The sequence below is a fragment of the Alteromonas sp. MmMcT2-2 genome (assembly GCF_022348305.1).
GTDB classification, from domain to species: Bacteria; Pseudomonadota; Gammaproteobacteria; order Enterobacterales; family Alteromonadaceae; genus Alteromonas; species Alteromonas macleodii.
Genome location: NZ_JAKRFA010000001.1, coordinates 235,305 through 251,800, shown reverse-complemented (window position 1 = coordinate 251,800; position 16,496 = coordinate 235,305). Strand labels below are relative to the sequence as shown.

The 16,496-nt window shown below is 46.5% G+C and carries 9 protein-coding genes; 5 read left to right on the top strand and 4 right to left on the bottom strand.

From position 1 onward, the window contains the following. Positions 1-51: 51 nt before the first annotated feature. The 4 genes from MHM99_RS01020 to MHM99_RS01005 all read right to left on the bottom strand — a co-directional run bounded on the left by MHM99_RS01020 (position 52) and on the right by MHM99_RS01005 (position 11,434). Positions 52-6,189: a pectinesterase family protein gene (locus tag MHM99_RS01020; protein WP_239217781.1), complete on the bottom strand. Its 6,138-nt coding sequence runs from the start codon at positions 6,187-6,189 to the stop codon at positions 52-54. A gap of 98 nt (positions 6,190-6,287) precedes the next feature. Further along, positions 6,288-9,221, bottom strand: coding sequence for a TonB-dependent receptor (locus tag MHM99_RS01015; protein WP_239217779.1), 2,934 nt, complete (start codon positions 9,219-9,221; stop codon positions 6,288-6,290). Between the two features lie 147 nt (positions 9,222-9,368). Continuing rightward, entirely contained in the window at positions 9,369-10,691 is a 1,323-nt protein-coding gene (locus MHM99_RS01010; protein ID WP_239217777.1) for a pectate lyase C, read from the bottom strand. Then, positions 10,691-11,434, bottom strand: coding sequence for a helix-turn-helix domain-containing protein (locus MHM99_RS01005; protein WP_231513126.1), 744 nt, complete (start codon positions 11,432-11,434; stop codon positions 10,691-10,693). Before MHM99_RS01005 ends, MHM99_RS01010 begins: the two co-directional genes overlap by 1 nt. Before the next feature lie 516 nt (positions 11,435-11,950). On the opposite strand from MHM99_RS01005, the gene MHM99_RS01000 reads away from it, so the two are divergent. The 5 genes from MHM99_RS01000 (at position 11,951) to cyoD (ending at position 16,426) form a co-directional block, all read left to right on the top strand. Beyond that, positions 11,951-12,358: a hypothetical protein gene (locus MHM99_RS01000; protein WP_168533097.1), complete on the top strand. Its 408-nt coding sequence runs from the start codon at positions 11,951-11,953 to the stop codon at positions 12,356-12,358. A gap of 150 nt (positions 12,359-12,508) precedes the next feature. After that, positions 12,509-13,450 carry a ubiquinol oxidase subunit II gene (gene cyoA, locus MHM99_RS00995; protein ID WP_014951264.1) on the top strand — a complete coding sequence of 314 codons (942 nt, stop codon included), beginning with the start codon at positions 12,509-12,511 and terminating at the stop codon, positions 13,448-13,450. A 2-nt stretch (positions 13,451-13,452) separates the two neighbouring features. After that, on the top strand, positions 13,453-15,441 hold the full coding sequence (cyoB, locus tag MHM99_RS00990) for a cytochrome o ubiquinol oxidase subunit I (protein ID WP_239217775.1): 1,989 nt from the start codon (positions 13,453-13,455) through the stop codon (positions 15,439-15,441). Continuing rightward, positions 15,438-16,055: a cytochrome o ubiquinol oxidase subunit III gene (cyoC, locus tag MHM99_RS00985; protein ID WP_014977735.1), complete on the top strand. Its 618-nt coding sequence runs from the start codon at positions 15,438-15,440 to the stop codon at positions 16,053-16,055. Before cyoB ends, cyoC begins: the two co-directional genes overlap by 4 nt. Continuing rightward, complete coding sequence (cyoD, locus tag MHM99_RS00980; protein WP_239217773.1) at positions 16,055-16,426, top strand: cytochrome o ubiquinol oxidase subunit IV; 372 nt, start codon at positions 16,055-16,057, stop codon at positions 16,424-16,426. The genes cyoC and cyoD overlap by 1 nt, the downstream gene beginning before the upstream one ends. The last annotated feature ends 70 nt before the right edge of the window (positions 16,427-16,496 follow it).

Here is a 16,496-nt window from a genome sequence, read left to right as displayed (position 1 = left end):
GCGCTGCTCATAGAGCAGCGCCTTTTTTGTTTGTGCTAACTCTTTTGGGAGTTAGTTTAACGGAGGAATGTCATCGGCATTCTGGTTGATCTTACCTACGCCCGAGTAGTTGATAACTCGCTGCTTAACCACGTCGGCATCATCTAGTACGTAGTCGTACGGCACTTCGTAGCTGGATGTTGGCGTGGCATCAGGTCCTGCTACAACGTCACCATCAGCTGGCGTTGTCCACGTTACGCCTTCGCCAAACAGGTTGCCTGACGTGTTCCAATATCCAATAACGTCTGAGTAGAAAGAAACAATTGGGTTTTGCGTGTTCTCAAACACATTGTTTTCTACCTGTAGCTCTGCACCAATTCTTGAATTGATTGCCGTAGAGGATATCTGATTGTAATAGTTGTTATACAAGTGACCGTGACCGTAGCGGAATAACGGTAAACGTGACTCGATATTCTCAAAGCGGTTGTGGTGGAAGGTAATTAAACGCTCGGTATTATCACTGTCTACATCATTCTCAGTGTGGCCGTGTAACGAGGCTTTCCAATGATCATGAAGGTAGTTGTAAGAGATAGTGATGTTTTTCGCGCCGCGTTTACTATCTACTAACCCGTCGTAGAAATCCTTGTCCACAGACAATGTGCTGTAAAGCTCATTGTGGTCAATCCAAATGTTGCTGGTGGTAGAGCCGTCGTTATCACCTTCAATAGAGATAGCGTCTTTACCATCAGTAAGCACGTGGTGGATTTTCAGGTTTTGAATAATCACGTTATTTGCACGTCGAATTAAGATGCCAATGCCGTCGAATTCGCCCCTGTCTGCAACCCCGATAATTGACACATCGTTCATGTCTTTTATTTCAATCGGTGAGCCCGTACCGCCATTGTTTGCGTCGGTAATGGTGCCATCTACATAAACCGTCACTGGGGTGTTGCTGTTCGCTGCGCTATCTAGTGCCGCTTGCAGGTCTGCGCCGTTATCTACGGCGACTACTGTACCGCCAGCACCGCCGGTTAATGCATAGTTGTATTGCGCAAAACCGTACGCATCAAGCGTTGGAGCAGGTGCTACATTCGGTAAGTTAGGCTCGCTTGGCACCCAGCCTTCGCCGTTATTAAAGTGAGAGAATATTGCCGTTCTGCTGGTAAGTTCAGTCACTTCGCTGTCGATAAGAATGTGGGCAAACTGACGGCTTGAAAGATCAAGCGGGTTACCCTGCATATCCATGCTGCCGTATTCACGCCATCCAGCTGCTGCGGTTGCAGGGCTAGGGTTTGGTGCAGGTTGGTCGCGTACTCCTTCGCCCGCCCAGCCGATAGTGGCAATGTGGGTGTCGAAACGGTTATTAATAAGCGTAATATTGTCGAAGTAGCTCGCGCTGCCGCCACTTCTTGCAATATACGTAGAGTCGTCGAGTACACCGTTACCAATAGGGCCTGGGCCATTGGTGAAGCTGCTGTTTAAGAAGATAAACCCTTTATAAGAAATATCAGGTACGCGAGCTTGTAGAATGTAGCCGCCCGCTGTGTCTTCGTCAGGGTTACCATTTTTAGAGTCGCCAATGGTGCGAATTTCGCTGTTTTCAAACAGTGCGGTATTTACGTAACCCCAAATGAAATCAACGTTGCCGGCAATCAATGAGTTGTAGAACCAACTAAAGCCTTTTAACAGCAGCGTATCTTGTTCACTCACAAAGTTCATATCAACGGCAGTTAGACGACCTGAATCACTGTTAAAGTAAATCGTCTCAGCTTGGTTAGAGTAGTCGTTGCTTCTGATGTGTGAGTTTTTCAAAGTGAAGTTCGTTAGCGTCAGGTTATCTACGCCTTCCACTAAAAACACGCTTCTTCCGCCAGATGGCGTGCCCGCCGCAGGTGCTTCGCTCTTGCCGCTACCGCTGTTAAAGCTCTCAAAGTTATCGTAGTACACCACGGTATTGTCTCGGCTCTCGCCTTGAAGCGTGACATTGTTGTTACCGCGAAGGAACAGCATTTCCTGATACTCGCCGTCACGAATCGTAATGCGAGATGGCGTATCGCTGCTTACGTTTTGCATCACGTAATTAAGCGCACCTTGCACCGTGCGGAAATCCGCTTCGCCGTCATCATCTACGGTAACATTCGCGCCAGAAGGTGCGGCAGCTCTTGTTGCAAAGCGCCAGTTCGCACTCTTGCCAATACCACTAAAGCTTTCACCATTTAGCGTTGCGCCGGTTACCGCACCATCGCTAATGGCTACGTAATACGACTGACCATATTGAAGGGCGTTTGTATGAGGCTTAATCACCAATGTGTTGCCTACAACTGATGCTGGGCGGTAAGCCACTTTGCGCTGTCTGTCTTGGCCTTCAAAGCCAATAAAGTCTTCATCCGCTGCAATATTGATAACGTCTACCAGGGTGTCGTCTGTCGCATTGTAAATGCGCACTTCACCGCTACTTCCTAAGGTGGGTTCGCTGTCGAAGGTTAACGAAAGTAGGGTATCGGTATACGCATTGTTATTGCCCGAATACGGTGTGGTATCGGGGAATAAGTCGCCATAGGTGGCGGTAGGCATAGTAAAGCCTTCGCCAACATTAACGGCAATGTGTTTGCTTAATGTAGGGTCAGAGCCAGAGGTAAAAGTTACTATTGCGCTGCCGGCAGCGCGAGGGGTAATGGTAACTTGTGGACCTTGCTGCTCTACGCTGACCACACTCGCATCACTGCTGGTTATGGTAAACGTGTCTTCAGTTATACCGTCGTTTTGTACTGCTGTAACGTAAACGAATAACGGATCGCTACTGGTGGTGGTCTCCCACTCTGTTTCTTTGAAATCCAGAGTAAGTTGAACAGGTTTAACAGCGGGGTCACCCACTTTTAAATCGTCCAGCTCGAACGAGCGGTTATTAGTGAAGAGGCCAATCAGTCCCGCTGCGCTATAGGTCGTATCTTCTGCTGTACCCATGTTCTCGCCGTCTAAATAAACGGTGAGTTTCTCGTTTTCCATTTCAAAACGTACGCGATACCACGTGCCGTCTGTACCGTCTTTTTCACCCAGTACAATAGGTGACTTAGCTTGGACAGGGCGAGAAATACTACCTTCGGTACTTACCGCTACTTCCACTTGTGTACTGCTTGATGAGTTTTGTACATTCAAACCACCGCCGTACCAGTTTCCAGCGCTATCATAACGACCTAGAAGGAAGATCTGTTTGTTTCGCGTGGTGCTGTTTTGTCTTGGACGAATGCGCGCTTCAACAAAGTAATTTCCATTTTCTGGCAGGTTGCTTAGCGCAGACTCTTTAACCAAGAAAATTTCGCCACCTTCACCGCCAGCGGTGTAGCGCATCACTTTGTTGCCGTCATCTTCTACAATATCAAACGTGCCTTGTGGGCCGTTTGAGCCTGCGTCGTCTGAAATAAGCGTGAAGTTATCTAAAGAGCCCGATGCAAAGTCGTCACAGAAGTAAAGCTGTGGTTCATTTTCACAGCTAAATTTGCTGTCATCTGGCGCTTTACCCACATACGATATAACAAAGTTATCGATAACTACTTTGCCGCCACTTTCAGTACGTAGCTGTAAAAACGAGGTGGGTGTACCAATAAATCCATCGATAGTTAGCCGTTGCCCCGGCACAAGGTTATTAACCAGTTCACTGTAGAATTTAGAGTCGCCACCATGTATCGATTTGCTGCTACTGCTGGTGTTGTTATCTACATATATCTGGAAGTTATTGTCGCCTTCACTGTCTTCAACGGCAATGATATCCATACTAATGGTATATTCACGGCTTAAATCTAAAATACCCGTGGTTACAGTGTCATCAGCGGTTGTGTCTGTATCTGGGGTACTGTTGCCCATGGTAAAGCGTGCACTGTCGATAGCTAGTTGGCCTTCGGAGATCACTAAACCTGAGCCGCCGCCCGTTACGCTATAAAACGGTGTCGCACCACCATCGGTCGACTTGTATTCAGGGCTGAAGAAGGTGTCAGCGTCTGTTTCAAACGTCTCCTCTAACAGGGTGTTTTCATCAATATATTCAATGCGAATATTGTCGATGACCACAATAGAGCCACTTTCCGTTCTAAATTGAAGGTACGAGTTAGGCGTTGCTATCTGTCCTTCTACTGTCATGGTGGTTCCCGGTACTAAATCGAGCACAGGCTCATTAAAGAAACGAGAATCTGAACCTAGGTGTGAGTTGGCGCTGCCAGAAGTATTGTTATCCACGTAAATCTGGAATTTGTTGTCGCCTTCGGAATCTTCAGCAGAAATAACATCAAAGATAACATTGTAAGGACGGCTCAAATCCAGTGCACCGGTTGATGATGTATCGTCAGACGAGCTTTGGGTATCAGGTTCAGTATTACCAAGGGTAAAGCGTCCGCCGTCAAGCTGAATACCAGTGTCAATTTGCGTTACCGAGCCACCGGTAATGGTAAACATGGCGACTTGCTCACCCGCTGCATTTTCAATCGCGGCAAAGTTTGTCGAGAAAATATCCTCGCTTTCGCCTGCAAAGGTATAGGAAAGCGGCAGCGGTACACTTGGAATAACTTCGGGCTCTTCAGGCTCGGTAGGCTCAGGCTCAACCGGAGGCACTGGGTCAACTGCGTCAGCTACCGTTTCAATTTTTAAGTTATCGATAGTGATAGTGGCACTCGAATCTGTGCGCAATTGGAAGAAACTATTGGTTACCGAGCTGTCGAGAATTTTCGCGTCAGGTGCACTAGGATCGCCGCCACCAATATCGTCACCTGGCTCATAGGTATAGGTAAATCGCGTGCCGGGTACCATTGTGCCGTCCGCTAACCCTTCGCTTACAAACTTAGAAGCAGCACCGTGTACAGAGTTATCTTGCCCTGTGGTGTTGTTATCTACATAAAGGCTAAATGTACCGCCGCCATTGTGAGAAATAACGTCGAAGCTGATGGTAAAACCTTCGCTAAGGTTATAAATACCCATGCCTACCGTATCTGATGCCGACGTATTGGCACCTGGGTTGGCTGCAGCATTACCTATGCTGAATCGATCGCCTTCAAGGGTAAGTTGACCTGTGGTGGCGTCGACTAGTGGGCTGCCACCTGTTACATAATAAAGCGCACCGGCGTCTGGCTCTTCACTTAAACGCTTGTACGACGATGAGAAAAACGTATCGGTGTCGGTATCGAAATTCTCTTCAAGCGCCGCCTGGATAGAATTCGCTGCTTCCTCTAATTTTGCCAGTTCAACATCTGCTTGTTCCTGGGTAAATGCAAACAGGTAGTTTTGCGGGTCTTCGTTGGCAAGGCAGCTTTCAACATGAAGCACTAACGGCATAGACTGAGCGTTATCCGGAGATACCACGCACAGGCTGTATACCTCGTTAACCGTGTTGAAAGCACGGGAAATAAGATACTCAGTTTGCTCACCGTAGCTAAGGGCAATAACTTTTCGTCCAAAAGAGAATTCATAGCTACCTGTTGTGCTTTCCTCACCGTGCACTCTTACAAAAGTACCTGACAAGTTCGTTTCGTCGTCTGGCGTAAAGGTGTAAGTGGCTTGAGATACACTTCTGCCTTCCAGTGTTGGTGCGTAAATGTCGCCTGTGAAGCGGGTTACATCAAAGGTGTTAGGGAACAGCGTACCTAATTCGGCTTCAAGGTAATTTACGAAATGGCTGATAGCCTGTGCTTTATCCACAAGCGTAGCACTGGCTCCGCCAGCAGAACCAAGCCACACCTCTACATCGGCTGCAAAATCTGCATCAGATTGATTAAAGAAGTCTTCAATGGTTTGCCCTTCGTCTAGCGTAGCTACCGCCACATCGCCAGCACTGGCGCTTAGCGATATACCGTTACTTGGGTCGCCATCGGTATCAAGAGATTGTAAAAGTCGAAGCGTGTTTACGACCGACTGGTTAAAAGGGTTGTCAGTTGCGAACAGGTCAAGAGGAGAGATAACGCTTGATGCCGGTGTTTCTGGAAACGTCAGCTGACCTATGCTGAAAGCGAGCTGCTCGCCTCTGAAGTAAGAGTATTCACCTTGCGCATTAGTGGTACCGTTTTCCACAGAAGCAGAGGAATAATTGATTCCTTCAACGGGGCTATCAACAAATACGCCAGTAAGTGCTGGGTCGGGGGGGAGGGTTACATTGGTAGAGCTTTTCTCGCCACAGGCGGCAACGAGAATAACGCCGCCCATAAGGGCAGCAATTTTCGTGAGTTTCATGGTACTCAATCTCCATATTTTACTGGGCGTACTACCGCACTACATGTCCGCTCCAGCTTTATTATGTGGAAAAGGCCGGGTTTCCCCGGCGCAGACAATTAGTAGAACTTAATGTTTACACCCAGCTGGTAGCTGCGACCGTATTCTTCTTTTTGGTACAGAATGTTGCCGCCGCTTAACGCGTTACCTTGGAAGTAGCGAAGGTCAGACTCCTCGGTAAGGTTGATGGCGTCAAAGTACAATTGTGCGTACTCGGTAATGTCGTACTGAAGTTTAAAGTCTAAGCTTTTAACCGAATCTTGATATTGGTCGCCCCAAATCTTGCAGCCTTTCGGGTCGTTAAGATCGGCAGTAATTGGGCATGAGCCAATTTGTTCAAGAACTTCAGAACGCACGTTACCAATTAAGCGAGCAGAGAACGTTTCGCTCTCCCAACCAAATACAAGATTGAAGGTGGTATCAGCTTGGTCGGGCAGTGCTACCTTGCCTTGACGAATACTGCTATCCAGCGTGGCTTCACTATCTAGGATGGTGGCATTACTTTGAATGAATAGACCATTTTTAAAGTACTGGTTGTAGCTAAGCTCTAACCCGACAACCGAGGCTTTGTTGCCGTTAACGGTAATGTTTATCTCGTTAAGGTATAAGTCTTGTGGAATAACAAACTCAGTCACCTGGTTTACCGGAAGCGTTAGCGGCAGGTCATTAAGCGCCATGCCAATTCCGTTTACATCTACGATAAAGTTGTCGATGTCTTTATAGAAAACTGCCGCTTCCATAAAGAGGTTTTCGCTTGGATACCAGCCAATTGACGCATCGTAGTTAATAGATGTCATTGCAACTAGGTTAGGGTTACCCACATCTAGTGCATTATCAGAACCCAACACATACTGGCTTAACTGTTGAAGCGATGCGCCACCTTGACTGTCATCACAATCGTCAGAACCCGGAGGACAAAGCTCAATATCGCTGTCAAACACAGCAAATGCACGGGCTTGTTTAAACGACGGGCGAGTAAAACTCGTCCATGCTGCGGCACGCACTAAGACGTTTTCACTCGGTTCCCATTTAATGTGTGCACTAGGGAAAAACTCACTGTATTTAATAGACGCTTCTGGAAGAGGGATAGCAATATCCAATGCACCAGCCCCTGCGCCATTAAACTCAAAGTCATCGTTTTCTAAAGACAAAAAGCCGGTAGAAGAGAACTCGGTTTGTGTCCAGCGAACGCCGGTTGTTAGTGTGGCATCTGCGCCTAATGGCAACTCTGCCATTGCGTATACAGCCTGCGTATCTTCGGTAATGCTGTAGTCGCCCTTAGTGCTTTCGATCGACACTTCGCCATTTGTGGCAGGCTCAACCGTTTGACGAGTGGCATCAACAATTTGGTCGACAACTGCGCGGCTTTCAAACGGCAGCTGGAATGCGCTATTTGAAGGTATTTGGGTGTCATAGTCGGCAAGGGTAGAATTCACTGCGGCAATACATGCGTCGTCGCTACAGTCGCCGGCAGAAGGGTCGAAACTCCACCGGTCCTTGTCACGCACGTGATCGCGCTCGCTCACCTGCACACCAAATTTAATGGTGTTTAACCAGTCATTAAAAATGTCGGTTCGCAAGTTAAGGTTCACTGTCTTAATTTCATCAATTCGCGTTCCGCCTTCTAAAAACAGGTTATCGAATTGATAATTTGAAAGGTCAGAACCATCGCCACTACCCGACGTTCCAAAAATACTGTTTTCCGGGTCGTAGGTTAGACCTGCGATTTCAGCAGCTTCCTGTGGGCTTAAAATGCGGGCGTTAATGTTGTCGCGACCGCCTTGACCATAAACAATCAGGTCTCGTTCACGAAACTGAACGCGGCGGTCACCAGTGGAGTCTTCTTCAGAGCGAGATTGAGCGTATTCGTAGTCAAACACGAAGCGTTCAGCAATACGGTTTTCGCCCCCTAAGCTGAACGTTATGGTTTTGTTCTTACTTTCTTGTAGGAAATGCTGGTGGAATACGTCTATATCGCTAAGAATAAACTCTTTCGTAGCGCCGTTTACGTATACAATTTCATCGTTTCCGACAGAGCCTGCATCTTGAAAATCGTAAAATTCTCGCTGTGCGCGATCATCATCTTCAAACTGAGTAAACGTGCCTTTGGCATAATAGTAAGCGTCTGCAGAGGGCTTGTATTCAAGGTTTAGTGCTGCAGCTTGACGAGTTCTTCCTGCAATTTCGCGACGAACTTCTAACTGAGAAGGCGCAAGAATTTCGTCACCCTGGGCAATTTCTTCTTCTGTTTTACCCAAGTCGGCGGTGTAAAACTTCATTTCGTTGGTGCTGTGGTGGCGCGTTTCGTCTATCTGGGTTTTGCGGTCTTCGTGAGAGATGGCAAAGCCAATACCAAAGGTGTTGTCGAGGAAAAACTGGGTGCCGTCTAAGCTAAATTTTGGAGAGTGCTTTTCGCGGGCTTCTGAGTACGCGTCCTGAATACGCATTTTTAAAGTGTTTTTACCGCGATCGAAAGCTGAAATTGCTTTAACGTTGACTGTACCGCCGATGGAATTCAGGTTTTGGTCTGGTGTGAGGGTTTTAAGCACCTCAATGGTTCCTAGCAGGTCAGCAGGAAGTGCGTCTAAGCCCACTTTCCGTTCTTCGCCTGCACCAGACATTTGTGCGCCGTTCATATTTATGGATACGAAGCCGGGCCCTAAGCCCCGTACGGTGACAAACTTACCTTCGCCTTCAGAGCGCTGTAGCGTAACACCCGGCAGTCGTCGAAGGGACTCCGCCACGTTCTGATCAACAAAATTGCCTAAATCATCGGTAGAAATAACAGAGCTAAAGCCGCTTTTCATGCGTTCTAAGTCACGCGCTTTAAGGTCTGCCTGTTTAACACCCTTTACTTCAACTACTTCAATTTCGCTAGGGGTCTCATTTGTTTCAGTTTGCTCGGTATTTTCCTGAGCGGGTGCAGTTTGCGCCATGCTGGAAAACGCCGTGGACACGGCTAGAGCGAGGGCTGTCCATTGAAACACTTTCATGTTTTGAACTCCTAAATTCCAAAATCGACATAGCTGTAGTATTTGTATTTTGCTATGCCACCGGTGGCAGTATTGATCTTGTCAGATAGGAATGCACTAACATTTAACGTTTATTTCACAAATTATTAATATATGAATATTTAGTGATCACAGTGTTGGGATTCCTACGAGTACCCGCCATGAGTTTTCTTCATGAAAAGTAAGAGAGGGCGCGGGGTTGGCAGTAAAGTAGCTGCTGTAAATTGACCAGTCAACCACATCTAATTCACTATCAATTATCCCATTTTTGCTTGTGTACTGATTGCTTTGTATTTGCTTAAGTATGCGCGAGTCTACAGGGTCTAGATCTTTACCTGTGCGGGTGAGATTAGCACCTACGTCTTGGTTTTCAATCAAGCTTGTCCATGTTTGCTGTGCAGTAAGTTGCGCATCGCCTAATTTATCTATTTCATTCTGATGAAAAGGCGACGTTGAAAGGGAACGAGTGATTACGTCTTTTTCTTTCTTTGAACCGGTTTTGGCGCTCTTAACATCTATGCCTTTACTGTTGTCCTCAGACATGTCGCTATAGCCCTTCATCACGTTTTCAGCAACATACAGTCGAGTGAGTGATTCCTTATCGTCCCATAATTGGAAAAACCATAGCTTTTTCGTAGCGGGGCCTGGGGCATAAATATTCCCAACCAGATTTGCGGTGCCGTTTTCGCCGCCATAAGCTGAGTTTTTTTGCCAGTTGGCAATAACGTTATTTTTGATATCAACGAATTCTTGCTGCTGTGGGTAAGGCGGGTTCAGTCGCCATCCGTTAATGCGCGGGTTTCTACTCGTATGATTGGCCAATATATTGCGCAAAAAGCTAGCATTACTGCCACCCCAAATGCCGCCATAGCCATGGCTACCTTTGTGATGACCCGCGTTGTTTAAACTCTCTGATAGTATGCTGTATTGCAGTGTAAAGCGTTGGTTATTGTAGAAAGAGCCTACCTCGTCTTTTGACCAACTTAGCGAACAATGATCGATAATGACATCAGTGGTATTTCTAACGGTTACTGCATCGCCTTCTTCACTGCCTTTCCCCGGCCTAAAGCGCATGTGTCGAATAATGACCTGATTAGCTTCAACGCTTGTTGATGCGCCAGAAATTACAATTCCGTGGGGAGATGTCTGTCCTGCAATGGTGACGTTGCCATGTTTTATTTCTAAATCCTTTTCTAGCGCTATCACGCCAGACACATTAAAGACAATCAGTCTGGGATAGTCTTGCGCAATAGCCCATCGCAATGTTCCCTCTTGTGGGCTTTTGGCATTATCAGACAAAGAGCTAACAACTAACACTTTTCCTTGGTTTCCACCTTGTGTGTATTTTCCGAACCCCAGCGCGCCTTCAAACGCCAATGATTGTGCGTGACAGTTAGACAAAGCGAGAAACGCGACGAAAGCGACAATCAGTTGAATTGGAATATGTTTCATTACTGCATGTCCTGCTCGTAAGGGTGGGCACCGGTGGTTGGAAGGCGGGCGATGTCTTTGAGTTTAGCGCTCCATGCTTGGAGTACCTTAACGTCGTGGATCATACCTTCTAACTCTATTGCTAAAATTGATACAAGCTCTCCATCTCGCATGAAGACTGGCACGGCAACAAGCGTTACGTTGCGCGGTGCGAAGTGGCTGACGGCATAGCCTCTGGTACACGTTGTTGCTCGTAATTTCGCGGCTTGTTGTTCATCAAAGTTTGCAGGGTGTGTGCTGTCGTTCATGTTTTGATACTTGGGATGGTAGGCCAACATGACATGACCCGCAGCAGATTCAAATAAGGGCAGTTTTGTCCCTGGCCTAATTGTTGTTATTTGCTTTTCTCTGGCATCTAAAACGTCAATTACAAACGCGCAGTAGTCGCCTAATGTGCAGATGATTGCGCTAGCGTTGGTTGCAGCTATAAGTTTCGAAAGCGCAGGTGCAGTGATTCTCTGAACGTATCTGCTGCGCGAGTTAGCGGCGCTAATTTCGTAAATGCGTGTGCCATAGAAGTATTTTGTACCACGCTTTTCGACTACCCGTTCGCTGGTTAATGTTCTAAGTAATCTAAATACTGATGTGCGGGGAAGTTTAAGCGCTGACTCAATTTCAGAGGCACTTAAACCCGAGCGAGACTCGGCGATGGCTTGACATAGCTGCAGCGCCTGCATAACACTGGGAATAACATACCTTTCCATCTTTTTGCGGTCCCGAAATCAAGATAATATTGCTCGATATTAACACGAATTAAACAAAATGCTACCGGTGGCATTTTAAATTATTGATGATTTTTAAATCAATTACATTGAGAAAAGAGAGAAAACTGTCGTGCAACTCATCGCATCTATAAGAAGGTTAACGCTTTATCAACCGCATCCGGTAAGCGGTTTAATTCTGTATATTTAAAACAAAAAATTAACATGTGTAGGTGCTGTCGAGGTGCAAGTTGAAGACTCAGCGAGCGAAAAAGTGAATAAATGCGTGACATCTGTACTAAGGGCGACGATAAATCTGTGGAAGCAGAGTCTTACCTTCTGAATGTTAATAAAATAGTCATTTGTGTCTGGTGCTTTAATTACTAGGTCTTTTCAGCCCGTCGATAGGTGGCTTGTACTTGTCCTTATTTGAGATTACTCTGCCACGCCTGCTTTCTCATTCTCATTTGAAGCAGCGTTAAACTTAGAGCATTGTTCTTGTAAGGCATTACATTCTATATGGCACCACGTTCTTTCGTTTTTTTAGACGAACTGAATTCTTCGATTAGACCCGCAATAAACTACACCAGTGGTGTAGGCGCTATTCTGTGGTTGGCTAATCTGGTGTTACTGCTGAACATTGCGCTAGTTATCAGTGGTACCTTGGCTGACTCGGCAGAATTTGTCAGTGCGTTTAATGAAAGTTTGGTTGTAGAGCCTTTTTTCATTGCACTGGCCAATCACACGCTTTCGCAATTTATTGTTCCCACTATTGCATTAGTGTTAGTTGGTCTCTTGGTTAAAGCCACGGCTATAGCAAAGGCGCAAATAACAAAACAGCGCCGACCTATTCCTTACCTTTGCCCTACATTCCCCCAGCCTTTTGTTCAGACGGTTGGCAGTAGAGCGCCCCCACTTTTTAGTTAAACGTCTCCGATTTGATTATCTAACGCCGAAAGCGTTGCGCAATATGTGTGACAAAGCTTTACCGGTGTGTTTTTCGATGCTGTAACGCTGCCATTCTCTATTAAGCGGCCCAGTCATCGCCGTTTAACTTGTGGGTTATAGGAACTTGTTTTGTCTATTCGTAACCTTTTTACTTTAATTGTTGCTGGTGCAGGGCTGACGTTGGCCGGTTGCAGCGGTGGCGTGCTTGACCCTAAAGGGCAAGTGGGTATGGATGAAAAGAATCTGATTATTCTTTGCACCATCCTAATGCTGATTGTTGTTGTTCCCGTTATTTTTCTTACGCTTTACTTTGCGTGGAAGTATCGCGCTAGTCGCGATTTCGAAATTTATACCCCTAAATGGGCACATTCGACCAAAATAGAAGCGGTGGTGTGGTCCATTCCAATTCTCATTGTCGTGTCGTTGAGTGTGATCACCTGGCGCTCTACTCACGCACTCGACCCTTATGCACCGCTAGAAGGTCAAGGAGAGCATCTTACTGTCGAAGTAGTCTCGCTCAACTGGAAGTGGCTGTTTATTTATCCTGAACAAGGTATCGCAACGGTCAATGAATTGGTGTTTCCAGCCAATAAACCCGTTGCGTTTAAGATTACTTCTGAAAGCACCATGAATTCGTTTTTTATTCCTCAGCTAGGAAGCCAGATTTATTCCATGGCGGGAATGGAAACCAAGCTTCATCTTATTGCCGACGAGCCAGGTACGTACAAAGGCATTTCTTCAAATTACAGCGGTGCGGGATTCACTGGAATGAAGTTTAACGCTATTGCCACACCTACCGAGGATGACTTCGAGGCGTGGGTTGCCAGCGTTAAGCAGTCGCAAACATCGTTAACGTCAGGTGCCTACGAGCAGCTTGCTGAGCCAAGCGAAAACAATCCGGTGACCTATTTCAGCAAAGTCGATGACGGTTTATTTCATAACATTGTTATGAAATACATGAAAGATCACGGCTCTATGGATTTCTACAACAAGCCGGAAAATGCCGCCATGGGCGAACATCACGCCATGCCTGAAATGCAACACAGCCATCACCAAGAGGATGCACAATAACCATGTCTTTATTAGGTAAATTATCTATTGAGGCCGTGCCCTATCACGAGCCGATTATTATGGTGACACTTGCTGTTGTGGCAGTGGTGGGTGTGGTCATAGCCATGCTTATCACCAAGTACAAACAGTGGGGAACCCTATGGTTTGATTGGATAACGTCTGTCGACCACAAACGTCTTGGTATTATGTACATTGTGTTGGCTATGATCATGCTGCTGCGTGGCTTCGCCGACGCTATTATGATGCGTACTCAGCTTGCAATGGCAACCAATGGTGCGCCCGGGTATCTACCGCCAGAGCACTACGACCAAATCTTCACAGCGCATGGCGTTATCATGATTATCTTCATGGCGATGCCGTTTATGATTGGGTTGATGAATATCATTTTGCCACTACAAATTGGTGCTCGCGATGTGGCGTTTCCATTTTTAAATAACTTAAGTTTTTGGCTGACCGCAGGTGGCGCAATTCTAGTAAATGTGTCTTTGGGGTTAGGTGAATTCGCAAAAACAGGGTGGGTTGCTTATCCGCCGCTAGCCGGGTTGGAGTTTAGTCCCGGGGTTGGCGTCGACTATTACATATGGGCCCTGCAGATATCCGGGCTCGGTACGCTGCTAACCGCCGTAAACTTCTTAGTTACCGTGTTTAAAATGCGTGCGCCCGGCATGAAGTTAATGCAAATGCCTATTTTCACATGGACCTGTACGTGGGCAAACATTCTGATTGCTGCTTCGTTCCCAATTCTGACGGCTGTGTTAGCCATGCTGACGCTAGACCGTTATATGGATTTCCACTTCTTCACGAATGAAGCTGGTGGTAACTCTATGATGTATATCAACCTGTTCTGGGCGTGGGGACACCCTGAGGTTTATATTCTGGTACTGCCTGCATTTGGTATTTTTTCAGAAGTTATATCTACGTTTACCGCTAAGCGCCTGTTTGGCTACAAGTCGATGGTGTATGCGTCGGGTGCCATTGCCATTCTTGGTTTTATTGTTTGGCTGCACCACTTCTTTACCATGGGGTCGAGCGCCAATGTGAATGCCTTCTTCGGCATTATGACCATGGTTATTGCCGTACCCACGGGCGTGAAACTGTTTAACTGGCTATTCACCATGTATCGCGGTCGCTTAATATTGAGTGTGCCTGTACTGTGGACGTTAGGCTTTATGGTGACCTTCACCATTGGCGGCATGACAGGGGTGTTACTTGCTATTCCTGGTGCTGACTACGTACTTCATAATAGCTTGTTTCTCATTGCGCACTTTCACAACACCATTATTGGTGGTGCGGTATTTGGCTATCTGGCTGGCTTTGCGTTTTGGTTCCCGAAAGCCATGGGCTTTAAGCTTGACGAAAAAACCGGAAAAGCAGCCTTTTGGTGCTGGCAAATTGGTTTCCTTTTGGCGTTCATGCCCCTATATGTGCTTGGCTTTTTGGGTATGACACGCCGCTTAAATCACACCGACAACCCTGACTGGAATATCTGGTTGTACATTGCTGCATTTGGTGCGTTTGTTATAGCAATTGGTATTTTCTTCCAGCTACTTCAGCTGTTTGTAAGCTTCAAAAACAAAGAGAAGCTTAACGATACAACGGGCGACCCGTGGAATGGTCACACGCTAGAGTGGTCAACGGCGTCACCGCCTCAATTTTACAATTTTGCCAAGATTCCTCACATCAAAGACATTGATGCATGGACGGATATGAAGGAACGCGGCGAGTCGTATCAACGCCCTGAAAATTACGCGCCTATTCATATGCCAAAAAATACTTCAGCCGGAGTTTTCATGAGCATGAGCTTTACTCTAATGGGCTTTGCCCTTATCTGGCATATCTGGTGGCTTGCTGTTGTCGGTTTAGTGGCGGGAATAGGAGTATTTATTAAGCGTTGCTATACCTCGGATGTTGATTACTACGTGCAGGTAGATGAGGTTGAACGAGTTGAAGCTACGCACTTAAGTGCCAATACAGTGGGAGGTCGCTCATGAGTACTATTGCAACATCAAGCGCCGCATCAATGCCGCATGAACACGCACACGAAGAACATCATGAAAACAACACCGTGTTTGGTTTCTGGTTGTACTTAATGACCGACTGTTTGTTGTTTGCTTCTTTCTTTGCCACCTATGCCGTGCTGTTTATGAATACGGCGGGCGGTGTGTCTGGCAAAGATATTTTCGAGCTCAACTTTGTTGCAGTTGAAACAGCCGCTCTGCTTTTAAGCAGCATTACCTTTGGCTTTGCCATGATATGTGCTCACCGACAAAACAAGTCAGGCGCCCTTGCTTGGCTGGCGGTGACATGGGCACTGGGTGCGTGTTTTATTGGTATGGAGGTGTACGAATTTCATCACCTTATTGAGCATGGCAACGGGCCGCAGCAAAGTGCGTTTCTAACGGCGTTTTTCTCGTTAGTGGGACTGCACGGACTGCACGTTACAGCGGGCCTTATTTGGATGACAATCATGTTTATTGAAGTAACCCGCCGAGGTTTAGGTGAGCAAACCGTTACTCGACTTAGTTGCTTAAGTCTGTTTTGGCACTTCCTCGATATCGTATGGATATGTGTATTTACCGTAGTGTATTTAATGGGGGCAATGTAATGGCGTTACACGATGCAAAATTAGCTTCAAATACGGACGGTCACGCTTCATCGACCCACAAAAGTGATGACGCACATGGCGATGTGAAGTCTTATATTATTGGCTTCATTCTATCTGTGGTACTTACCGCTATTCCGTTCACTCTAGTGATGAATGGCGACCTATCTAAAGTTACCACGATTTGGAGCGTGGTAACTTTGGGCTTGGTTCAAATTTGGGTGCACCTTAAATACTTTTTGCACCTTAACTTTGTTACTGAAGAAGGCAGAGCCAATACGTTTTCATTCTTATTTAGTGCGCTTATTATTTTCATGGTGGTTGGGTTATCCGTTTGGATCATCTACGAATCAAACGCCATGATGATGTATTAGCAAATCTCTGTATATGCGTGGTCTAGCCTGACGATCATGTCAGGCTTTTCAATGTGTTTACTTCATCGCG

Bases quoted from the DNA above. Each gene is read 5' to 3' on its own strand.
- cyoB (WP_239217775.1), top strand. From the start codon at position 13,453: ATGTCTTTATTAGGTAAATTATCTATTGAGGCCGTGCCCTATCACGAG.
- MHM99_RS01005 (WP_231513126.1), bottom strand. From the start codon at position 11,434: ATGGAAAGGTATGTTATTCCCAGTGTTATGCAGGCGCTGCAGCTATGT.
- MHM99_RS01000 (WP_168533097.1), top strand. From the start codon at position 11,951: ATGGCACCACGTTCTTTCGTTTTTTTAGACGAACTGAATTCTTCGATT.
- MHM99_RS01020 (WP_239217781.1), bottom strand. From the start codon at position 6,189: ATGAAACTCACGAAAATTGCTGCCCTTATGGGCGGCGTTATTCTCGTT.
- MHM99_RS01015 (WP_239217779.1), bottom strand. From the start codon at position 9,221: ATGAAAGTGTTTCAATGGACAGCCCTCGCTCTAGCCGTGTCCACGGCG.
- cyoC (WP_014977735.1), top strand. From the start codon at position 15,438: ATGAGTACTATTGCAACATCAAGCGCCGCATCAATGCCGCATGAACAC.
- cyoD (WP_239217773.1), top strand. From the start codon at position 16,055: ATGGCGTTACACGATGCAAAATTAGCTTCAAATACGGACGGTCACGCT.
- MHM99_RS01010 (WP_239217777.1), bottom strand. From the start codon at position 10,691: ATGAAACATATTCCAATTCAACTGATTGTCGCTTTCGTCGCGTTTCTC.